This window comes from Pseudomonas fluorescens, assembly GCF_902497895.1.
Taxonomy (GTDB): Bacteria; Pseudomonadota; Gammaproteobacteria; order Pseudomonadales; family Pseudomonadaceae; genus Aquipseudomonas; species Aquipseudomonas fluorescens_BP.
In genome coordinates this window covers 1-22,087 of the sequence record NZ_CABVHQ010000083.1, presented here as the reverse complement: position 1 = coordinate 22,087, position 22,087 = coordinate 1, and the positions used below count along the sequence as shown (strand labels likewise).

Here is a 22,087-nt window from a genome sequence, read left to right as displayed (position 1 = left end):
GAATTTCTTGACGACCATAGAGCATTGGAACCACCTGATCCCATCCCGAACTCAGCAGTGAAACGATGCATCGCCGATGGTAGTGTGGGGTTTCCCCATGTGAGAGTAGGTCATCGTCAAGATTGAATTCCGAAACCCCTATCTGCGTATGCAGGTAGGGGTTTTGTTTTTGCGCCCGATTTGTAGGAGCGAGCTTGCTCGCGATGAACGTTAACGATAGCGCGTGTTTTCTGAATAAACGCGCCGCCCTTGAGTCCATCGCGAGCAAGCTCGCTCCTACAGTGATTACCATTCGGGGAAAACGCCCGAAAATAGCCGGGTACTTTTTGGTATGGTGCAGCTCATTTTTCGAAGGGATGATTCAATGCGCAGGGAGCGGCGTCCAATTCATTTAATGAGCTACCGTAGAAATGCCCGCACCGATACCGCTCAAGGATCACCAGAAAGAATCTCGCCTGGTCAATAAAAGGCTGTTGGCTTGCGCGCTGTTCGTCGTTGCCATCTCCTGCACATTGATCGCCCGCCTGTATTTCCTGCAGGTGGTCGAATTCGATTATCACTCGACCATCTCTGAAAACAACCGGGTGCATGTGCTGCCGATCGCCCCCAGCAGAGGCCTGATCTACGACCGCAATGGCGTGTTGTTGGCGGATAACCGGCCGAGCTTCAATCTGACCATCACCCGCGAGCGTGCCGACGACTTGAAAGGCGAGCTGGACTCGATTGTCAGTCTGCTGCACCTGCCGGCTGAAGAGCGGACGCTGTTCGACAAAGAACTCAAACAAGCGCGGCATCCCTTTATTCCCGTGACCCTGTTTTATGAATTGAACGAAGAGCAGATCGCCGTATTGGCGGTCAACGAGTTCCGCTTGCCCGGAGTCGAGGTCGAGCCGCAGTTCATTCGTCACTATCCAATGGGCGCACACTTTGCCCATTCGATCGGCTATGTAGGGCGGATCAACGAGAAAGAATCCAGGGTCCTGGACTCGGTGGAGTACCGCGGTACACAGTCGATGGGCAAGACTGGCATCGAGCGTTTCTACGAGTCCGAATTGCACGGCCATGTCGGTTACGAAGAAGTCGAAACCAATGCCCAGGGTCGGGTGCTACGGGTGCTCAAGCACACCGATCCGATCCCGGGCAAAAGCATCGTGCTGAGCCTCGACAGCAAACTCCAGGAAGCGGCCGAGGAGGCCCTGGGTGATCGGCGCGGATCGGTGGTCGCACTCGATCCGGCCACCGGTGAAGTACTGGCGATGGTCAGCAAGCCGAGCTTCGATCCGAACCTGTTCGTTACCGGCATCAGCTTCAAGGCATACGCGGCACTCCACGACTCCATCGACCGGCCGCTGTTCAACCGGGTCCTGCGCGGCCTCTATGCGCCGGGTTCGACCATCAAGCCGGAAGTGGCGATCGCCGGGCTCGATGCCGGCGTGGTCACGCCCCAGACCCGGGTCTTTGACCCTGGCTATTACCAGCTGCCTGACTTCGATCACAAGTACCGCAACTGGAACCACAGCGGCGACGGCTGGGTCGACATGGACGCGGCGATCATGCGCTCCAACGACACCTACTTCTACGACCTGGCGCACAAGCTCGGTATCGACCGTTTGCACGACTACATGGCCATGTTCGGTCTCGGCGAGAAGGTCTCGCTGGACATGTTCGAAGAGTCGGCCGGGCTGATGCCGTCCCAGGCGTGGAAACGCGCCACGCGACGCCAGCCGTGGTTCCCCGGGGAAACGGTGATCCTCGGCATCGGCCAAGGCTATATGCAGGTAACGCCCCTGCAACTGGCGCAAGCGACTGCGCTGATCGCCAACAAAGGTGTATGGAATCGTCCGCACCTGGCCAGGACTGTAGACGGTGTGGCACCGGTGGATGAGCACCCGATGCCCAACATACTGCTTAAGGACCCGCGGGATTGGGAGCAGGTCAATCACGGCATGCAGATGGTCATGCACGATCCGCGCGGCATTGCCCGAGCGGCGGCTGCTGGCGCGCAGTACCGTATTGCCGGCAAGAGCGGTACCGCGCAAGTGGTCGCGATCAAACAGGGCGAGCGTTACAACCGGCTGAAAACCCAGGAACGCAATCGGGACAACGCCTTGTTCGTTGGCTTCGCCCCGGCGGAACATCCAAGGATTGTCATCTCGGTAATGATTGAAAACGGCGAGGCGGGCGGTCGCGTCGCCGGCCCCGTGGTGCGGCAGATCATGGACGCCTGGTTGCTGGATCAGGACGGCCACCTGAAGCCGCAATATGCCGCTCCGGGCAAAGCGCCGGGCGCTCCCCACGTCATGCCGACAGCATGAAGCAGAGAGGTAGCATCAAACTGCCAGGTGGCGATATGGTGATTACCACGGCGCAGATATTTGTGCGCTGATGGGGGAGGTGTACATCCGCAGTTTCACGGGTGTACACGATCGGCGTAGGGAAGTGCATATCCCGGACTTCACAGGTGTACACGGTCGGTGTAGGAGCTGCCGATAGGCTGCGATCTTTTCTGCAGGCAAGATAGATCCGAAGTGTGGCGAAGATCAAAAGATCGCAGTCTGCGGCAGCTCCTACATAGGGATATGGCGTGGGTACAGGTCGTGTACTGAAGAACCCGGCATTTTCCCTGTAGCAGTTGATCCGAACCTGTCTTTCACAACGAGAGAGGTTGATCCTCCGGGCGAGCAGGCCTAATGTGAATCCAGGAGGTGGCCAATGAACCCATCAGATCGCATTGAAAGAAAGGTCCTGCTCAAGGCGCCACGCTCGCAGGTCTGGGCCGCGCTATCGGATGCCGAAGCCTTTGGTGAGTGGTTCGGCGTGGCGCTCAAAGGGCAGCGTTTCGTCGCTGGTCAGCGTACTCAAGGGCAAATTACCTATCCCGGCTACGAACATCTGCTCTGGAATGCAGTGGTCGAACAAGTCGAACCCGAACGGGTTTTTTCCTTCAGCTGGCATCCCTATCCCGTGGAGCCAGGTGTCGACTATTCCGGGGAACCCACCACGCTGGTGAAGTTTGAGCTCGAGGACATGGATGGCGGCACCTTGCTGCGGGTCGTGGAGTCCGGTTTCGATGGCATCCCCGCGGAACGTCGTCTGAAAGCCTTTCGCATGAACAGCAGGGGCTGGGATGAACAGATGAACAACATCGAGACGTACCTTGCTGCATCCTGAGTTCAGCACCGTATCTGAAACACTGCGGTTTTCTGGCTGACGGCGAGCTGATCATTATCGCCCTGGCGACGACACAACTATAGCCAAAGGCTTACACGTGATGGATGTTATGTCGTCTATCGCCACTTGCGCATTGCGCTTAATCTAGCCCCATCAACTGAAGTGCAGGAAGCGCTCAGGATCATGGATGATCGACCATTTGCATGGAATGCAGCCGACAGGGAGTCGTAATGGTCTTGAGAAACCCGCTGCGGCGGGTTTTTTTTCGTCGGTCAAAAACAGCGTCTGGACCGGTTACAGATGCTGGGTCTCGGCGGGCACCTCTCCCCAGTTGTCATGCCGGCCATCGGCATATCGAACAGGCGCAGCGAGCAGTTCCGCCAAGTCAGGATTATCCAGCGCGGCCACCTGTACCGACACATAATCACCGCCTATTTCCTTAACATGGCCGCGGCCGAACGAACGTACGCCGCAGTGCCTGCAGAACAGGTGATGGCTACTTCTGGTATTGAATTGGTAGTCGCTCAATTCATCCTCGCCGGCCAGCAGGCGGAATGCATCGGGTTTAATGATTACACTCCAGTTGCGGGTTTTGGTGCAGATCGAGCAGTTGCACTTGCCGGTGCCACGGCTCAGGTCGATATCGGCTTCAAATCGAACCCTGCCGCAATGACAGCTTCCACCATAGGTCTTGAGCATGATGCTTCATCCTGGCTGGTTAGAGAGCCTTTCAGTGTAGAAGTGACTTGGGCGGCTTGCATAATGGCCAATGGCTTACAGGTGGACGGTGCTATGTCGTCTGTTGCCGCTTGCGCATTGCGCTTAATCTAGCTCCATCAACTGAAGCACAGGATGTGCTCAGGATCATGGATGATCGACCATTGCATGGAATGCAGCCGACAGGGAGTCGTAATGGTCTTGAGAAACCCGCTACGGCGGGTTTTTTTATGCCTGCTGAAAAGCCTGCTGGCGAGTGCAAGAGTGCAAGAGTTTAATTGTGGCGAGGGAGCTTGCCCCAATGCCAGTCAGTTAAACGAGCGATCCGTAGCAGCTGCCGAAGGCTGCGTTCGGCCGCGTAGCGGTCGTAAATCCTACCGCCACGGTTAACCTGAAAAACCGCTGTACCCGATTTTACGACCGCTACGCGGCCGAACGCAGGCTACGCCAGCTGCTACGGGAATGTGCGGAGCCAGAAATTCCTTAACTGACTGGCATTGGGGCAAGCGCCCTCGCCACCGGGTTTGTGTTTGCCAGAGTAATCCGCGTTACCAGTTTTGGCTCAGCCCGGCCGCGACCCGATCGACAATCTCTCCCCGCTGCTTCAGCGATTGCGCCGAACGCCGATTGGCTTCCTCCACCACTACACGCGGTGCGGTCTGCGGGCTGCCCGATTCGAACGGTGGGGCAGGGGCGTACTCGAGTTGCAGTTGCACCAGTTGCGCGGCATCTTCGCCGAACAATTCGCTGGCCAGGGTCAGGGCGAAATCAATCCCTGCGGTAATGCCGCCGCCGGTCAGCAGGTTGCCGTCGCGGACCACACGCTCGTGAACTGGAATGGCGCCCAGCGGCCCCAGCAGTTCGTGATAAGCCCAATGGGTGGTTGCGCGTTTGCCGCGTAACAGGCCGGCGGCGCCCAACACCAAGGCGCCGGTACACACCGAAGTGACATAGCGCGCGCTGGCGGCCTGGCGCTTGATGAAGTCGAGGGTCTCGCTGTCCTCCATCAAGGGCCCGACGCCACTGCCACCGGGAATGCAAATCACGTCCAGTGGCGGGCAATCGTCGAAGCGAGTGGTCGGGAGCAGCACCAGACCAGTGCTCGACTTCACGGGTTCGAGGTCCTTCCAGATCAAATGCACGCTGACGTCCGGCAACGAGGCCAGCACGTCATAGGGCCCGGTCAGGTCCAGTTGCTGAACCTGTGGAAACAACAGGAAACCGATCTGCAGCGTCATTGCGTTATCCCCTTGGTCGATCAAATGCACGCACCCGGCACGGGTGGACGACTTCACTCTATCCACGTAGGATTTGGCGCGTACGCCAATAAGCCCACGATTTACGCCAATCATGCCGAGCCAACCGAAAACCATTTATGTGCTGGCCTTTGCCAAGGTGCAACTGCTCGATGTGACCGGACCGTTGCAGGTCTTCGCTTCGGCCAATGACCTGGCGCGCCAGCAAGGTTTGCCGCAGCCCTATACGCCGAGGGTTATTGCCGCGCAGAGCGGGCCGGTAATGTCTTCGGCCGGGCTGGCGCTGGTGGCCGATCCGCTGCCGGCGAAAGGCACAGCCTGCGACACGCTGATCATCGCCGGAGGCTGGGGCGTCTACGCAGCGGCCGAAGACCCCGGTCTGGTGGATTGGGTCCGCCAGCAGGCCTCGCTATCGCGGCGCGTGGCTTCAGTCTGCACCGGGGCTTTTCTATTGGCTGCCAGCGGCTGGCTCGACGGCAGGCGGGTGGTCACTCACTGGACCCGTTGCGAACAGCTGGCACAGCAACATCCGCTGCTGCGAGTCGAGCCCAATCCGATCTTCATCAACGATGGCCCGGTCTGGACCTCGGCTGGGGTGACGGCCGGCATTGACCTGGCGCTGGCGATGGTCGACGCCGACCTGGGCCGCGCCATGGCTCTGGAAGTTGCCCGGCAACTGGTAGTGTTCCTCAAGCGGCCCGGTGGGCAATCGCAATTCAGCGTGACCCTGGCCCTGCAAAAACACGGCGGCCGTTTCGACGAGCTCCACGCCTGGATTGCCGAACACCTGAGCATGGATCTCGGCATTCCAACCCTGGCGCTACAAGCCGGGATGAGTGAGCGCAGCTTTGTCCGGCATTACCGGGCCGAGACCGGCCAGACCCCGGCTCGGGCGATTGAGCTGATCCGGGTGGAGACCGCACGGCGCCTGTTGAGTGATACCGGCGTGCCGATCAAGCGGCTGGCGCTGCAGTGCGGGTTTGGCAGTGAGGAAACCCTGCGGCGCAGTTTCCTGCGGGTCATGGGGGTGACGCCGCAGGCTTATCGGGAAAGGTTTTCCGGGGAAGAGGCTGATTCAGCTGTGTGCTAGCAAGTCCAGCAGCGCCTTCACCGTTGCTTCGGGTCGAGATTCTTGACACCGCCCCATCGGCTTCTCTAGGATGCTGCTCATGCGCCGATTTAAACAGCTACTTGCGGGGCGCCAGGTGACTCGAATGGTCACCGATAGAAGCTGAACAGGCTTCGAAATACCGCTAAAGCGCTGGTTCGGTGTTGCCTCTCACCTGCCATGCAGACTTTTGAGGCAGAGACACGACACGATGACTGCACTACGCCCCCTTATCCGACTGGCGCCGATCACGGCGGACCTCGTCCAGCGCAATCCAAAAATCCTTCTCGGCGGTAACCACCAGCCCACCTTGCTGCGCTATCTCGATGGCTGGCCGCGACGCACCGGTCGTCCTTCGGCCTTTCTGATTCAGTTTGTCGAAGACGGCGAGTCGCTGGCGCGTTTTGCCAGCGACAGTTTCGATCTGGCAGTGATCCAGGCGCCCGGTGCCGAGCAGGCGGCAGAAGTCATCAGGCAGCTGACGCGGATCGCCCGCCAGGGGCTGATTACCCGTCGCTGAGGCCTTTGGCGCCAGGGCGTTCAGCATTTTGCTGGTTCAAAAGGATGGCGGAGTAATCACCCAGATCACCACCGCATCAACCTCGCCGGGGTTGCCGTACCTGTGGGGTTCCTGGCTGGAAAAACTGAAACTGTCGCCTTCTTCGAGCTGGAAATGGCGCTCGCCAACCCAGAGTTCGAAACTGCCGCTGAGCAGATAGCCGGCTTCCTCGCCTTCATGGCTATAGCTTTGCTGGCTGTAAGTGCCTGGTGGAAAGCGCGAATGCAGGATCTCCAGTTGACGATTGGGCTGCGGAGTCAGCAACTGGTCAACGATGCCGTCTTCGTAATGCACGCTCATTCGGCTGTTCTTGCGCACCACATAGCCGTTGTCTTCAGGCGCTGTGTTGGCTTCGCTGGCGAAGAACCACTGGATGGTCACGCCCAGGCTGCGGGCGATGTTGAACAACGCCGGAATCGACGGGTAGGCCAGGTTGCGTTCGAGCTGACTGATATAGCCCGCCGTCAGCTCGCTCATCTCGGCCAGGGCGGCCAGGGTCATGCCCCGGCGTTTGCGCAGACCGCGAATTCGCGTGCCGAGGAAGTGCGGCTCTGTTGCGCCGCCCTGTTTGGCGGGTGCGGCGCTGGCAGGCGGCAGGTTGCTGCTGTTGCTCATTGCGTGCTCCGAACCGGGTGTTGGCCGAGCGCATTGAAACGCTCGAGCCTGTCGATTGCAAGTCAGCAAGGGTGTGCTGACAAAGGCCCGGAGTATAAAGCAGCCTCAAAGCTCCCAGGCAACCTTCAGCCCTTCATAAATTGCCTCTTCGGCAGTACGCGGCGCCAGGCAGTCGCCGATCCGCCGGAACTCCACCAGTCCTTGCAGTTCTGCGCCGAGGGTATCCACCGGTTGATGGCCCTGGCACAGCACCAGCGTGTCGATGTCTTCGAAGATCATCGGTTCGGCGCTGGCGGTGTGTTGCATGTACACGGTGCTGTCATCGCAGCCGTAAAGTCGGGCGTAGGGCGTAATGGGTATGCCCAACTTATGCAGTTCTCCGGCCAATTGATCGCGCACGTACAGCGGCAGATTTTCCCCGCAATGGGTGCCGTTGACCGCCAGCTGCACTTGATGGCCGGCGCGCACCAGGCGTTCGGCGATACCGGGACCGATCCAGTCGCAACGCCAGTCGACGACCAGTACCGAACACCCGAGCTTGACTTCGTCGCGAAGCACTTGCCAGGCATCCACCACTTGCAGTTCGCCGCCACGTTCGAAGGTCGGCCAATAGGGTTCGGCACCGGTTGCAACAATCACTATATCTGGCCGTTCGCGCTCGACCAATGCCCGGTCGACGCGGGTGTTGCGCACCACGCGCACGCCTGCCAGTTCCATCTCCCGCTGCAGGTTGGTGCTGGCGCCACCGAATTCGCTGCGCCGTGGCAGTAGCTGCGCGAGCAATATCTGGCCGCCAAGCTGCGAGCCGGCTTCGTAGAGCGTGACCTCATGGCCACGTTCGGCGGCCACGGCGGCGGCTTTCATCCCTGCCGGGCCGCCGCCGGCGATCATGACGCGCTTGCGTTTGGTCGTCGCTTGCAGCTTGCCGAAATTCAGCTCACGACCGGTTTCCGGGTGCTGGATGCAGGAAATCGGCAAGCCTTTGTGAAAGTGCCCGATGCACGCCTGATTGCAGGCGATGCACGCTCGTACATCCTCGCTGCGCCCGGTACCGGTCTTGTTCGGCATTTGCGGGTCGCAGATCAATGCGCGGGTCATGCCGCAGACATCGGCCTGACCGCGGGCAATGATCAGTTCGGCTTCCTGCGGCTGGTTGATGCGACCGGTGACGAACAGCGGAATCGACAGGCTGGCCTTGAAGGTTCCGGCCTCCTTGGCCAGGTAGGCAGCTTCGATGGCCATCGGCGGCACGATATGCACCGCACCGCCCAACGATGCCGAAGTGCCGGCGACGATGTGCACGTAATCCAGCTGCTGCTGCAATGACTTGACCGCCGCCAGCGACTCGTCTTCGGTCAGGCCTTCGGGATCGCGCTCGTCGGCGCTGATGCGCAAGCCAATGATGAATTGCTCGTCAGTGTTGTCGCGCACCACTGCAATGACTTCGCGCAGAAACCGCAGGCGCTGTTGCAGGTCGCCGTTGTAGCCGTCGGTGCGCTGATTGACCCGCGGGTTGATGAATTGCGCTGGAAGGTAACCATGGCTGGCGACCACTTCCACACCATCCAGCCCGGCCTGGTGCAAACGCCGGGCCGCCGCGCCATAACCGGCGACGATCTCGTCGATCATGGCTTGATCCAGCGCACGCGGCATGACCCGAAAACGTTCGTTGGGCACCGCCGAAGGCGAGTAGGCGACAGCCAGCAAGCCATCGCTGGACTCCATGATTTCCCGCCCCGGATGGAAAATTTGCGAGAGCACCACGGTGCCATGGGCATGGCAGGTTTCGGCCAGTTTTCGATAACCGTCGATGCAGGCGTCGTCGGTGGCCATCAGCACATGGGAGGTGTAGCGCGCACTGTCATGCACCCCGGCAACTTGCAGCACGATCAGCCCGACGCCGCCTTCGGCACGCGCCCGGTGATAGGCGATCAACTGCTCGTTGACCAGATTGTCAGTCGGCATCGAAGTGTCGTGTCCGCTGGACATGATGCGGTTCTTGAGGCGCTTGCCACGGATCTCCAACGGTTCGAAGAGGTGCGCAAACGCTTGGTTTGAAGTGGGCATGGTGCGGTACTCCAGGCAAGCTGAAGCCGGAAAACCGGGTTTTCGGCGTTGTTATTATTACCCTATATAAATTTACCCTCAGTAAAAAATCAACTTGTTTTTTTAATATCGTTTGAGTAGCTTCGAGCGGTACCCGGCGCTGACGATGAATGTCGTTCTGGGTCGATCACGGCGAAGAACTCGAAGAACACTTCATCGCCTGGGCGAGCAAGTAGCCACCAGTGGCTGGACGCCTGGAGCGTCCAACCCTATTGTTCGCGCAATCGATCAGCCAGAGGAACCAGAACAGTGAACCAGATCGCCCACGCCGCCTTTTCCGCCACCGAACAAACGCTGACCGAACAACACCTGCGTCAGGAGCTGGCCGCCTGCTATCGACTGATCGCGCACTTTCGCATGAGTGACCTGATTTTCACCCACATCTCGGTGCGTCTGCCGGGGCCTGAGCATCACTTCCTGATCAATCCCTATGGGCTGATGTTCGACGAAATCACCGCGTCCAGCCTGGTCAAGATCGACCTTGATGGACGCGCGGTGGAGGCGACGCCGTATCCGGTCAACCCGGCAGGCTTCGTGATTCACAGCGCTATCCACGGTGCTCGCGAAGATGCGCAGTGCGTGCTGCACACTCACACCAAGGCCGGTTGCGCGGTGGCGGCATTGAAGTGCGGGTTATTGCCGGTGAATCAGATTTCCATGGAGTTCTACGAACGGGTCGCTTACCACGACTATGAGGGCGTGGCGCTGGATCTCGGCGAGCAGCAGCGACTGGTCCACGACCTGGGTGACAAGACGGTGTTGATGCTGCGCAATCATGGTTTGTTGACCGTCGGTGAAAGCGTCGGCCAGGCCTTTCTGCGCATGTACTATCTGGAAAAAGCCTGCGAGATCCAATTGGCGGCGCAGGCCTGTAGCGAACTGGTGCTGCCACCGGCGGCCGTTTGCGAACACACCGAGCGCCAGTTCAATGAGCCGGGTCGGCCATTGGCGGAGGGCGAGTTGAATGATCCGGATGCCATGCAGTTGGCATGGGCGGCGTTGTTGCGGTTGGCGGATCGAGTGGCGCCGGGTTATCGGGATTGAGTGCAATACCCTGTGGCGGGGGGGGCTTGCCCCAATGCCAGTCAGTTAAGGGGTTTCAGGCTCAGCACTGGCCCCGTAGCAGCTGCCGAAGGCTGCGTTCGGACCGGGGTCGCGCTCGACCGCAGCAGTCGCAAATCCTACTTGCACGGATTGTCTGAAATACCGCAGTGCCTGATTTTACGACCGCTTCGCGGCCGAACGCAGCCTTCGGCAGCTGCTACGGACCGCGTAAGAGCTCAACTAACCGGCATTGGGGAAAGCCCCCTCGCCACAGTTCGGGCTCTTGTTGTACAGTCGTTCAGCTCTGCGGCTGCAAGGTCGGAGCCGCCCTATGACTGATTCCAGGAGATGTACCCATGACCCAGGAAGCCCGCTTTTCCCGAATGGAGCCGGAGTTGCGCAAGGCCAACCTGATCGAGGCGACGCTGGTGTGCCTCAAGCGCCATGGCTTCCAGGGGGCTTCGATCCGCAAGATCTCGGCTGAAGCGGGGGTGTCGGTCGGGTTGATCAGCCATCACTACTCCGGCAAGGATGAGCTGGTGGCGCAGGCCTATATGGCGGTCACCGGGCGGGTCATGAGTTTGTTACGCGATGCCATGGAGCAAGCTGCCCCGAATGCCCGGGAGCGTTTGTCAGCGTTTTTTCGCGCGTCGTTCTCGGCCGAACTGCTGGATCCGCAACTGCTGGATGCCTGGCTGGCGTTCTGGGGCGCGGTAAAGACCGCCGAAGCAATCAATCTCGCCCATGAGCATTCCTATGGCGAATACCGCAGCGAATTGCGCCAGGTGCTCAACGATCTGGCTCGGCAAGAGGCCTGGGAAGCCTTCGATGCCGACCTTGCCGCCATCAGCCTGAGCGCGCTGCTCGACGGCTTGTGGCTGGAGTCGGGGCTCAACCCCGGCACCTTTACCCCGAGCCAGGGCATCCAGATCTGCGAAGCCTGGGTCGACGGTTTGCAGGCGGGCGGGCGCCAGCGTTTCCGGCTGCAGACAAAGGGCTGTTGATCGATCGTTCAGCAATAGCTACTCTCTGCCGCTGAAGCTGGAAAACTCTAATAAGAAATGCGCCCTACGGGCATATGCAGGACACTAAGCGATGACTCCTCGGGTACTGATCGTCGACGACGATCCGCTGATTCGCGAACTCCTTCACGCCTATCTTTCCCAGGAAGGCTATGACGTGCACTGCGCCGCGACGGCGGAGCTGGCCGAAACCTTTCTGGCGACCAACGCTGTCGACCTGGTGATGCTGGACATCCGTCTTCCGGGCAAGGATGGCCTGACCCTGACCCGCGAGCTGCGGGTGCGCTCGGAAGTCGGGATCATCCTGATTACCGGGCGCAATGACGAAATCGACCGCATCGTCGGCCTCGAATGCGGCGCCGATGACTACGTGATCAAACCCCTCAATCCACGTGAACTGGTGTCGCGGACGAAGAACCTGGTGCGCCGGGTTCGCCATGCCCAGCTGCAGCAGTCAACGTCGGCACCGGTGCAGCCACGTCAGGTCAAACAATTCGCCGCCTGGGCGCTGGACACCGATCGCCGGCGCTTGATCGATCATGCCGGTGGCGAAACCTTGCTGACCCATGGTGAATTCCAGTTGCTCAGTGTGTTTCTGCGCAACACCGGGCATACCCTGAGCCGCGACCAGTTGATGGATCAGATCCGCAACCGTGAATGGGTGCCCAACGACCGCTCCATCGACGTGCTGGTCGGGCGCTTGCGGCGCAAGTTGCATGACGATCCCGCCGAGCCGCAATTGATCATTACCATCCATGGCGCCGGCTACCTGTTCACCGCCAGCGTGGCTGCCTGAATCCTATGTGGCAGTTGCTCTGGTTACTCCTGGCCCTGACGGGCACAACGGTTGCGGCGACCGAAAAAATTCGCTATTGCGATTATCCGGTCTACCCGCCGATTTCCTGGAGCGACGGCAAACAGGTGCGCGGGCTGGCACCCAGCGTGGTGAAGAGGTTGTTTGGCAACCTGGGGTACGAGGTCGAGATCGTCGTGCTCGGCAACTGGAAGCGCTGCCTGCTGGATGCCGCCGAAGGTAGGGTCGACGTGGTCCTGGCCTACAGCACGGCGCAGCGTGAACAGAGCATGCATTTCTCGACCGTGCCGGTATTGCGCGAAGAGGTCGCGGTGTTCGTCAACCGCCAACACCCGGTGAAGTTCGAACGGCTTGAAGACCTCGGCAATTACCGCGGCGGCCTGCTGTTTGGTGAAAGCTATGGCCTGGACTTCGATCGCTTCGTCGCCCGGCACGGCAATATCGAATGGGTGTCCGACAGTCGACAGAATTTCGGCAAGCTGATTCGCGGCAGAATCGATTTCATCACCCAGGAACGGCGCACCGGGCAACTGTTGGTGGAAAACCTGCCGGGCGCCGCGGACATCCAGGCCTTACCCAATTCATTGAGCGTCGACTATTTGCGGATCGCCGTGTCACGTCGTTCCGCGCTGGCCGAGCGCATGCCGGCGATTGACGCCGAACTGCAGCGGATGGTCGACGCGGGCGAAATCGAGCGCTGGCTGAACGAGAGTGAAGCCACCTATCGCGACATGGTCAAGCTGCCGGCGCACGCGCAATGAGCCGCGCCAGTCCTGGCGGCCTGTTACGGCGTTTGCTTCTGTTCATCCTGCTGTTCAGCCTGTGCTTCACCATCCTCGCCAGCACCGTGCAGCTGTATTTCGAGTACCGCCGTGAAATGCGCGATATCGATTCGCGCATGGAGCTGATCCGCGCGGGCTACCTGGCGAGCCTGGAGCGCAGCCTCTGGGATCTCAATCAGGAGCAGTTGAATGTGCAACTACGCGGCCTGGTGGACTTTTCCGATGTGGCCCGGGTGCGTTTGCGCAGCCCGGATTTCGACCTGCTGCAAGGCAGCGCCGCGCCGGTCGGCCCGCTGCGCATCGAACGTTTCGAGCTGAATTATCAGCCACCGACCGGGCCGTCACGGCATTTGGGTGAGCTGGAAGTCAGTATCGACCTGGGCGCGGTGTATCGCCGGTTGTACGCCACCGGGCTGACCAGCCTGTTATGGATGAGCGTGTTCCTCTGCGGTCTGGCGGTGGCGCTGTCGGGGTTATTTTACCGGCTGGTGACCCGGCACTTGCAGGTCATGGCCGAATTTGCCCGGCGCATTGCCGCCGGTGACTGGCACGAGCCATTGCGCCTGGACAAAAGCAGCACCGGCAGCGAAGACGAAATCGACACCGTGGCCCATGCACTGGATGACATGCGCCGGGCGATTCTCAGCGATATCGATCGCCGCGAAGTCGACCGTCTGGCGCTGCAGGACAAGCGCGACGAACTGCAGAAAATGGTCGAGCGGCGCACGGCCAGTCTGCTGCGCGCCAAGGATGAGGCCGAAGCGGCCAACCTCGCCAAGTCGCGCTTTCTGGCGACCATGAGCCATGAACTGCGCACTCCACTCAACGGCATTCTCGGCATGGCCCAATTACTGCGCGGCGCCAGCCTCGAGGAGCGCGATGGCAAACGCCTGGAAGCGCTGTACAAAGCCGGCGAAGGGCTGCTGACGATTCTCAATGAAGTGCTGTATTTCGCCCGGCTGGAGGAGGGTGAAAGTCATCCGGAGCGGGTCGACTTCTCTCTCAGGCAACTGCTCGATGAGGTGCTCACGCTGCTTGAACCACGAGGGCTGAGCAACGGCACGCAATTGCATTGTCGGGTTGATCCGCAGGTCGCCGATCGTTGCCATGGCGCCGAACAGTTTTTGCGTCAGGTGCTGAGCAATCTGTTGGCCAACGCCATCAAGTTCACCGAGGCCGGACACATTACAATCGAAGTCGTGCTACTGGCGGCAGGCGACCAGCCCACAGGGCAACGCCTGCGGTTCAGCGTGATCGACAATGGCATCGGCATCGCGGCGTCGATGCAGGAAAAGATTTTTCAGCGCTTCACCCAGGCCAGCGAAGACGTGGCCCAGCGTTATGGCGGCACCGGTCTCGGATTGGCCATCAGTAAACACCTGGTGCAGTTGCTCGGCGGACGCATCGGTGTCGACAGCAAGGAAGGGCAGGGCAGTTGCTTCTGGTTCGAACTGACTCTGCAACCGGCCTTGGCTGCGGCCAATCTTGCGCTTGCCACTGCGCCGGGTCGGGCCCTGAACATTCTGGTGGTCGAAGATGTGGCGCTGAACCGCGAGGTGGTCAGCGGCTTGCTGGAGCGCGACGGACATCGGGTCAGCCTCGTGGAAGATGCCGAGCAAGCCCTGGAACTCTGCCGCAGGCAATCCTTCGAGTTGATCCTGCTCGATGTGCATCTGCCGGGCTTGAGTGGCGTCGAACTGTGCAAGCTGATCCGCAGCACACCGGGACCTAATCGACACAGTCGCATTCTCGCCCTGACCGCCAGTGTGCAGCCGGCATTGGTTCGCGGCTACCTGGATGCCGGCATGCAGGGCATTCTCGCCAAACCGCTGAAGCTGGAAAACCTGCGCCAGGCGCTGGCCGGTGCATCACCCACGCCCGAGCCGGTGCTGGATACTCATGTGAAGGGCTGGCAGCTGATGGACTGGCAGTTGCTGCACACCCATCGCAGCCTGCTCGGCGAGCAGAAACTGCAGGGCCTGCTGAGGGTGTTGCGCGACTCGATTGCCCAGCACCGCGTGGCGCTCACGGAAGCCATTGAAGCCGATGACTGCACCGAGGTTGCGCACCTGGCCCACCGTTTGGCCGGGAGCAGCGATTCACTGGGGTTCCGCGCCTTGGCCGAAGTCTTGCGAGCCCTCGAGGAGGCCGCATTGAGCAACGACACTGCGGCGGTGCAGGCGCTGGTGCCCCGATTTCATGGGGTGTTGCAGGATTCGCAAGGGGTGCTGGCGGAGGTGTTGAGCGCCTGACATACAAAATCGTTACGACTTTTTACAACTTTGATCTTCAGCTTCAACGCGAACTTACATGGCTTTCCAATAATCGGCACAACCGCGCCGGACGCGGTCTTCGAAGCTTATTGGAGATAATAATAATGAACTGCCGCAAAGCTGATCTTTCCCCGCGCGATGACCTCCTGTCACCCGCTGCGCACCTCGCCCAGTCTTGAGAGGTGCCGTCATGAGCGAATCTATCGAACCTAAAGGCATACAGCTGACCCGGGCCTTGAAAAGCCGACACATTTTCATGCTGTCGCTGGGCGGTGTCATCGGCACCGGGCTGTTCATGGGCTCGGGCGTCACTATCAATCAGGGCGGTCCAATGGGGGCGATTCTGGCTTATCTGGTGGCCGGCTTCCTGATGTACCTGGTGATGGTCTGCCTCGGCGAGCTGTCGGTGCAGATGCCGGTGTCCGGCTCGTTCCAGACCCATGCCACCCAATACATCGGGCCGGCCACCGGCTTCATGATCGGCTGGGTGTACTGGATGAGCTGGGCGACCACGGTTGGCCTGGAATTCACCGCGGCGGGCATGTTGATGGTGCGCTGGTTCCCGGATATCCCGATCTGGTATTGGTCGGCACTCTTTGTGGTGGTGTTGTTTGGGCTGAACGCCCTGGCCACTCGCGCCTTCGGTGAAGCAGAATACTGGTTCTCGGGAATCAAGGTGGCGGCGATCCTCGGCTTTATCATCGTCGGTGTACTGGTGATTTTCGGCGCGATACCGCTGACCAGCGGCGCCCCGGCGCCGATGATGACCAACCTGATCGGCGACTCGCTGTTCCCCAACGGTCTGTCGGCGGTGTTCGCGGTGATGATGACCGTGGTCTATGCCTTTCAGGGCTGTGAAATCATGGGGGTTGCCGCTGGCGAAACCGACCAGCCGGAGAAGAGCATCCCCAAGGCGGTGCGCAACGTGGTGTTCCGGGTGCTGATCTTCTATGTGCTGGCCATCGTGGTGCTGTCGGCCATTGTTCCATGGCAACAGGCTGGCTTGATGGAAAGTCCGTTCGTGCAGGTGTTCGACATGGTCGGCATCCCTTATGCCGCCGACCTGATGAACTTCGTGATCCTCACCGCGATTCTCTCGGTGGGTAACTCCGGCCTGTACGCCTCGACGCGGATCCTCTGGGCGATGTCAAAAACCGGCATGGCACCGAAAAGCCTCTCGCCCTTGAGCTCTCGCGGCGTGCCGTTACGGGCGCTGAGCATCACCCTGTGCTTTGCCCTGGTGTCGCTGCTGACCAGCTTCATTGCCGCCGACACCCTATTCATGGTGCTGATGGCCGTCAGCGGCATGGCCGGTACCGTGACCTGGATCGTGATCGCCCTGGCGCAATACAAGTTCCGTCGCGCCTACATCAAGGAAGGCGGCAAGCTCAGCGATCTGAAATATCGCGCACCCTGGTTCCCGTTCCTGCCGCTGCTGTGCATCGCCCTGTGCTGCTCGCTGTTTGTGTTCCTGGCGCTGGACGAGACACAGCGTCCGTCGCTGTATTGGGGCTTTGGCTTTATCGCCCTCTGCTACGGCGCTTACTTCGTGACCAATGGCAAACGCCAAGCTGCAATGGCGCAGGCGACGGTTTAAGCCAACAAACGAAGGGCTAAATGTGGGAGCGGGCTTGCTCGCGATAGCGGACTGACAGTCAACATCATTGTTGAATGTTATGCCCTCATCGCGAGCAAGCTCGCTCCCACATTTGATCTCCTCGACCTCAAGACCTCGCAAACAGCCCCCGTATTCAGTTGTTCAAAGATGTAACAACTTTTCCGGCGGGTATTCGAAATATCTAATTATTCTCTTTTAAAACAATAAGTTATTGATGTTTTAAGGCCGTTACAGGTGCCCCGGCCACAGGATTGCCGCCTTACTGAACAGTCGTTTAGTATGGTCGCCATGTCGCTCCCCCCTTATGCCAAACACAACAATTCGAGGACTCGTATGACTACTCAATCTTCTCTGCTCAGTCAGGTCGAAGCGGGCGTTGCCTGGATCACCCTCAACCGTGCCGCGCAACGCAATGCGCTGGACATTCCGACGCTGAAAAGCCTTCACGCCTTGCTCGATCAATTCAACGCCGATCCGGCTGTACGGGTGATCGTGCTGACCGGTACTGGTCGCAGTTTCTGTGCCGGTGCCGACCTCGCCGAATGGGCCGAAGCAGAGGCACGCGGTGCGCTGGAAAGCTACGGCTGGACCGAAACCGCCCACGCCATGATGAGCCGTCTGTACAGCCTCGATAAACCGAGCATTGCCGCGATCAACGGCACCGCCGTCGGCGCCGGGATGGATTTGACCCTGTGCTTCGACTTGCGCCTTGCCGCACAGTCCGCTCGCTTCAAGGCCGGTTACACCAGCATGGCCTACTCGCCGGACGCCGGTGCCAGCTGGCATTTGCCGCGTCTGATCGGTACCGAGCAGGCCAAGCGTCTGTTGTTCCTCGATGAACTCTGGAGTGCCGATCGCGCCCTGACTGCTGGCCTGGTCAGCGAAGTCTGCGCCGATGAGCAACTGCTGAGCGTGGCCGGTGAACTGGCCGCGCGCCTGGCCAGCGGCCCGACTTTCGCCTTTGCCCAGACCAAGAAACTGATGCGCGAAGGCGCCCGGCGCAGCCTGCCGGAACAACTGAGCGCGGAACTCGCCGCCGGTTTGCTCTGTGGTCGCAGTGAAGACGGCGCCGAAGCCTTGCGCGCGGCGATGGAAAAACGCCCGCCGGTCTTTATTGGCCAATAAATCCGGCATCGCAGCTCACGAATAAAACGATTATCGAAGAACAGGTAGCGTTATGAATTTCCAGCTGACCCAAGAACAAGAAATGTTGGTGGACGCGGTTCGCAGTTTTGTCGCCAAGGAACTGCTGCCCCATGAAGAAGCGGTCGATCGCGCCGATGAAGTTTCCCCGGAGCTCGCCGCACAGATTCGCGGCAAGGCGCTGGCGGCAGGCTTCTATGCTTTCAACATGCCGGAAGAAGTTGGCGGCGGCGGGCTCGACTACCTGTCCCAGGCGTTGATCGAACGCGAACTGTCCAAGGTGTCGTGGGCACTGCATGTGTTCGTCGCACGCCCGTCGAAAATCCTCATGGCCTGCACCGGCCAGCAGATTCAGGACTATCTGCTGCCGTGCATCCAGGGCGAAAAGATCGACTGCTTCGCCCTCACCGAACCGGGCGCCGGTTCCGATGCCAATGCGATCAAGACCCGCGCGGTACGTGACGGTGACGACTTTGTGTTGAACGGCAGTAAGCACTTCATCAGCCATGCCGGGTACGCCGATTTCGCGATTGTCTTCGCCGTGACCGATACCTACGAACACAACGGTCGCCAACGCAACGCCGTGACCTCGTTCCTGGTCGACCGAGGCACGCCGGGCATGACCATCCGCCGCGGGCCAAAATGCGTCAGCAACCGCGGTTATCACACCTATGAAATGTTCTTCGACGATTGCCGCGTACCGGCCTCCAAGGTGCTCGGCGAAGTCGGCAAGGGCTGGGAAGTGGCCAACGCCTGGCTGACCGCCGGGCGAGTGATGGTTGCCGCCAACTGTGTCGGCCAGGCCCAGCGGGCGCTGGACGTTTCACTGCAATGGGCGGCGGATCGCAAGCAGTTCGGCCAACCCATCGGCACCTATCAAGGGGTCTCGTTCAAGCTGGCCGACATGGCCACGCAAATCCGCGCAGCCGAACTCTTGACCCTGCACACCGCCTGGAAAATGGATCAGGGCAGCATGACCGATGGCGAAGCCGGCATGGCCAAGTTGTTCGCCAGTGAAGTACTCGGTCGCGTAGCCGACGAAGCGGTGCAGATTTTCGGCGGCATGGGCTTGATGGACGAAGGCCCGGTCGAGCGCATCTGGCGCAATGCCCGGATCGAGCGGATCTGGGAAGGCACCTCGGAGATCCAGCGCCACATCATTTCCCGCGAGCTGCTGCGGCCGCTGCTGCGCTGATCGGGTCGGAGAACGGATATGTCCCAACAGATTCGCGACAACCTCAAACGCCTGCTCGCGCCGCGCCACCTGGCATTCATCGGCGGCCGGAGCATGGCCCGTGCCCTCAAGCGCTGTGCCGAGGGCGGTTATCAAGGGCAGATGTGGCTGGTCAACCCACAGCACGACAGCCTCGAAGGCGTGCCCTGTGTGCGCAGCGTGGCAGAGCTGCCGTGTGGCCCGGACGCGGTGTTCATCGCCACCAACCGCGAGCTGACCTTGACCTGCGTCGCCGAACTGGCGGCCAAGGAGGCGGGCGGGGCGATTTGCTACGCCTCGGGTTTCGCCGAAACCGGCGCTGAAGGCCAGGCTATGCAAGACCAACTGCTCAAGGCGGCCGGCGACATGGCCTTGCTCGGCCCCAACTGCTACGGCTTGCTCGATTACCTGCACAGCTCGGCACTGTGGCCAGTCGCCCATGGCGGCAGAACAGTGGAGAAGGGCGTCGCAGTGCTGACCCAGAGCGGCAACTTCGCCTACAACCTGTCCATGAGTGACCGCTCGTTGCCAGTGGCCTACATGGCTTCAGTCGGCAACCAGGCGCAGCTGGGCATCGCCGAGCTGATGGATGTGCTGCTCGACGAGCCGCGCGTCACGGCGATCGGCCTGCATCTGGAAGGGCTGAAGAACGTTCCAGGCTTTGCTCGCGCGGCACACAAGGCGCTGGAAAAAGGTATTCCGATCATCGCGCTGAAAACCGGGGTGTCGCAGATCGGCGCCGAATTGGCCCTCAGCCACACCAGCTCCCTGGCCGGCTCCGATGTGTTGTACGACAGCCTGTTCGAGCGCCTCGGGGTGATTCGCGTCAGCGGCCCGGTGAGTTTTGTCGAGACTCTCAAAGCCGCTGCCTGCGGCAATCTACCAGCAGGCAATAGCCTGATCGCCCTGGCCTGTTCCGGTGGCGATGCGGGGTTGATTGCCGACTATGCCGAACGCAACGATTTGAGCCTGCCCATACTCGATGAAAGCCAGCGGGTAGAACTGGATCAGGTGCTGCCGAGCTACGCCAATCTGGTGAACCCGCTGGATTTCACCACGGCAATCTGGGGTGACCGCGAAGCGCTGGAGAAGATGCTCGACAGCGCCCTGCGCACCGAAGCCGACGCCGCGGTGCTGGTGCTCGATTACCCCTCTGAAGCGACCGGCGAACGCAAGGAATGTGATCTGCTGTTGGAGCTGTATCGCGCGGCGTTGACCCGTCACGGCAAGACCGGTTTCGTCACCTCGGCTTTTCCCGAACTGCTGCCGGCCAGCGCCCGTGAACGTTTGCACGCCCATGGTGTGGCGGCGTTGCAAGGTGTGGAAGATGGTTTGGCCGCCTGGGGCCGGATCGCTGGTTATCAGAGCAATCGTCAGGCCTTGCTCGCGCTGGGTGAGTCGGCGCTGGTGCCGTTTTGTCCGCAGGCGCAGGAAGGCGAGGGGCAACTGCTCGATGAATGGCAATCCAAACAGGCATTGCGCGCCTTTGGCCTGCCGATTCCGCAAGGCTTGTTGAGCACTCCGGGCGAGGCATTGAGCGCAGCGAATTCGCTGGGTTATCCACTGGTACTCAAGGCGGTCAGCGCCGAGCTGCCGCACAAGACCGAAGCCGGAGCCGTGGCACTGAACCTGCGCGATCCGCAGGCCTTGAGCGACGCTCTGGAACAGATGCGCGCACGGATCGCCGACTACGCACCGGGGGTGGCATTCGATCAGGTGCTGCTGGAGCGCATGGCAACCCCGCCATTGGCCGAGTTGATCGTGGGTATCAAGCGCGAAACCGGGTTTGGCCTGGCGCTGGTCATCGGTGCCGGGGGGATTCTGGTGGAGCTGCTCCAGGACAGCCGCAGCCTGTTGTTGCCGACCACTGACGGGGCCATTCGCAACGCGCTGCTGAGCCTGCGCAGTGCCGCCTTGCTACAGGGGTTTCGTGGTCGCGAAGTGGCGGATCTGGACGCGCTGGTGGCGGCGATCCGCGCCGTGGCGGACTACGCCTGTGAGAACGCCGGGCAGTTGCTCGAACTCGATGTGAACCCATTGTTGGTCGGTGCCCACGGCACCACTGCGGTCGATGCGTTGATACGCCTCGGCCAAGCCTGAGGATCTGAGCATGCAAAGCAAAACCTTGACCGGCGGCCAGACCCTGGTGCGCCTGTTGACCAATTACGGCGTCGACACCGTGTTCGGCATTCCCGGCGTGCATACCCTGGAGCTGTATCGCGGCTTGCCCGGCAGTGGCATTCGCCATGTGCTGACCCGCCATGAGCAAGGGGCCGGGTTCATGGCCGACGGCTATGCGCGGGTCAGCGGTAAACCTGGAGTGTGCTTCATCATTACCGGCCCCGGCGTGACCAATGCCGCGACCGCGATCGGCCAGGCCTACGCCGACTCGATCCCGATGCTGGTGATTTCCAGCGTCAACCATACGACCACCCTTGGCAAAGGCTGGGGCTGCCTGCACGAAACCCAGGATCAGCGCGCCATGACCGCGCCGATCACCGCGTTCTCGGCGGTGGCCTTGAGTGCCGAGGATTTGCCCGAACTGATTGCCCGCGCTTATGCGGTGTTCGACAGCGAGCGTCCGCGCCCGGTGCATATTTCGGTGCCGCTGGATGTGCTGGCCGCGCCCGTGACACGTGACTGGAG

Annotated in this window: 18 protein-coding genes and 1 rRNA gene; 15 read left to right on the top strand and 4 right to left on the bottom strand. The window is 60.7% G+C overall.

Translation table 11 applies throughout. From position 1 onward, the window contains the following. Positions 1-6: 6 nt before the first annotated feature. The 3 genes from rrf (at position 7) to F8N21_RS27040 (ending at position 3,171) form a co-directional block, all read left to right on the top strand. Positions 7-122, top strand: a 5S ribosomal RNA gene (gene rrf, locus F8N21_RS27055). A gap of 288 nt (positions 123-410) precedes the next feature. Further along, positions 411-2,315: a penicillin-binding protein 2 gene (gene mrdA / locus F8N21_RS27045; protein WP_150645041.1), complete on the top strand. Its 1,905-nt coding sequence runs from the start codon at positions 411-413 to the stop codon at positions 2,313-2,315. 397 nt (positions 2,316-2,712) lie between these two features. Continuing rightward, positions 2,713-3,171 carry an SRPBCC family protein gene (locus F8N21_RS27040; RefSeq protein ID WP_150645040.1) on the top strand — a complete coding sequence of 153 codons (459 nt, stop codon included), beginning with the start codon at positions 2,713-2,715 and terminating at the stop codon, positions 3,169-3,171. A 294-nt stretch (positions 3,172-3,465) separates the two neighbouring features. Here F8N21_RS27040 and F8N21_RS27035 read toward each other — a convergent pair whose 3' ends face one another. Both F8N21_RS27035 and inhA read right to left on the bottom strand, forming a co-directional pair. Next, complete coding sequence (locus F8N21_RS27035; protein WP_150645039.1) at positions 3,466-3,870, bottom strand: GFA family protein; 405 nt, start codon at positions 3,868-3,870, stop codon at positions 3,466-3,468. Between the two features lie 566 nt (positions 3,871-4,436). Further along, the gene (inhA, locus tag F8N21_RS27030) at positions 4,437-5,126 is read right to left on the bottom strand and encodes an isonitrile hydratase (protein WP_150645043.1); all 690 of its coding nucleotides are present in this window, start codon (positions 5,124-5,126) and stop codon (positions 4,437-4,439) included. A 112-nt stretch (positions 5,127-5,238) separates the two neighbouring features. Here inhA and F8N21_RS27025 point away from each other — a divergent pair, with 112 nt between their 5' ends. After that, positions 5,239-6,234: a GlxA family transcriptional regulator gene (locus F8N21_RS27025; RefSeq protein WP_150645038.1), complete on the top strand. Its 996-nt coding sequence runs from the start codon at positions 5,239-5,241 to the stop codon at positions 6,232-6,234. A 229-nt stretch (positions 6,235-6,463) separates the two neighbouring features. Then, a complete protein-coding gene (locus F8N21_RS27020) occupies positions 6,464-6,772 on the top strand; it encodes a class I SAM-dependent methyltransferase (RefSeq protein ID WP_150645037.1) in 309 nt (102 codons plus the stop codon). Positions 6,773-6,808: 36 nt separating this feature from the next. Here F8N21_RS27020 and F8N21_RS27015 read toward each other — a convergent pair whose 3' ends face one another. Next, complete coding sequence (locus tag F8N21_RS27015) at positions 6,809-7,426, bottom strand: helix-turn-helix domain-containing protein (RefSeq protein ID WP_191624414.1); 618 nt, start codon at positions 7,424-7,426, stop codon at positions 6,809-6,811. Positions 7,427-7,531: 105 nt separating this feature from the next. Beyond that, positions 7,532-9,493: an FAD-dependent oxidoreductase gene (locus tag F8N21_RS27010; protein ID WP_150645036.1), complete on the bottom strand. Its 1,962-nt coding sequence runs from the start codon at positions 9,491-9,493 to the stop codon at positions 7,532-7,534. 297 nt (positions 9,494-9,790) lie between these two features. Here F8N21_RS27010 and F8N21_RS27005 point away from each other — a divergent pair, with 297 nt between their 5' ends. The 10 genes from F8N21_RS27005 to F8N21_RS26960 form a co-directional block, all read left to right on the top strand. After that, positions 9,791-10,576 (top strand): class II aldolase/adducin family protein, encoded by a 786-nt coding sequence (locus F8N21_RS27005; RefSeq protein ID WP_412071679.1) that lies wholly within the window; start codon positions 9,791-9,793, stop codon positions 10,574-10,576. 356 nt (positions 10,577-10,932) lie between these two features. Beyond that, entirely contained in the window at positions 10,933-11,580 is a 648-nt protein-coding gene (locus F8N21_RS27000) for a TetR family transcriptional regulator C-terminal domain-containing protein (protein WP_150645034.1), read from the top strand. Between the two features lie 91 nt (positions 11,581-11,671). Further along, positions 11,672-12,394 (top strand): response regulator, encoded by a 723-nt coding sequence (locus F8N21_RS26995; protein ID WP_150645033.1) that lies wholly within the window; start codon positions 11,672-11,674, stop codon positions 12,392-12,394. A 5-nt stretch (positions 12,395-12,399) separates the two neighbouring features. Continuing rightward, positions 12,400-13,173, top strand: coding sequence for a substrate-binding periplasmic protein (locus F8N21_RS26990; RefSeq protein ID WP_150645032.1), 774 nt, complete (start codon positions 12,400-12,402; stop codon positions 13,171-13,173). Next, positions 13,170-15,446 (top strand): ATP-binding protein, encoded by a 2,277-nt coding sequence (locus F8N21_RS26985; protein ID WP_150645031.1) that lies wholly within the window; start codon positions 13,170-13,172, stop codon positions 15,444-15,446. The genes F8N21_RS26990 and F8N21_RS26985 overlap by 4 nt, the downstream gene beginning before the upstream one ends. A 211-nt stretch (positions 15,447-15,657) precedes the next feature. Next, entirely contained in the window at positions 15,658-17,064 is a 1,407-nt protein-coding gene (locus F8N21_RS26980; protein ID WP_150645030.1) for an amino acid permease, read from the top strand. A 354-nt stretch (positions 17,065-17,418) separates the two neighbouring features. Beyond that, positions 17,419-18,210 (top strand): enoyl-CoA hydratase/isomerase family protein, encoded by a 792-nt coding sequence (locus F8N21_RS26975; protein ID WP_150645029.1) that lies wholly within the window; start codon positions 17,419-17,421, stop codon positions 18,208-18,210. A gap of 52 nt (positions 18,211-18,262) precedes the next feature. After that, positions 18,263-19,423 (top strand): acyl-CoA dehydrogenase family protein, encoded by a 1,161-nt coding sequence (locus F8N21_RS26970; protein ID WP_150645028.1) that lies wholly within the window; start codon positions 18,263-18,265, stop codon positions 19,421-19,423. An 18-nt stretch (positions 19,424-19,441) separates the two neighbouring features. Next, complete coding sequence (locus F8N21_RS26965; protein WP_150645027.1) at positions 19,442-21,541, top strand: acetate--CoA ligase family protein; 2,100 nt, start codon at positions 19,442-19,444, stop codon at positions 21,539-21,541. 10 nt (positions 21,542-21,551) lie between these two features. Next, positions 21,552-22,087, top strand: a 536-nt coding sequence (locus F8N21_RS26960) for a thiamine pyrophosphate-binding protein (protein WP_263597315.1), incomplete at its 3' end; no start/stop codon positions are given.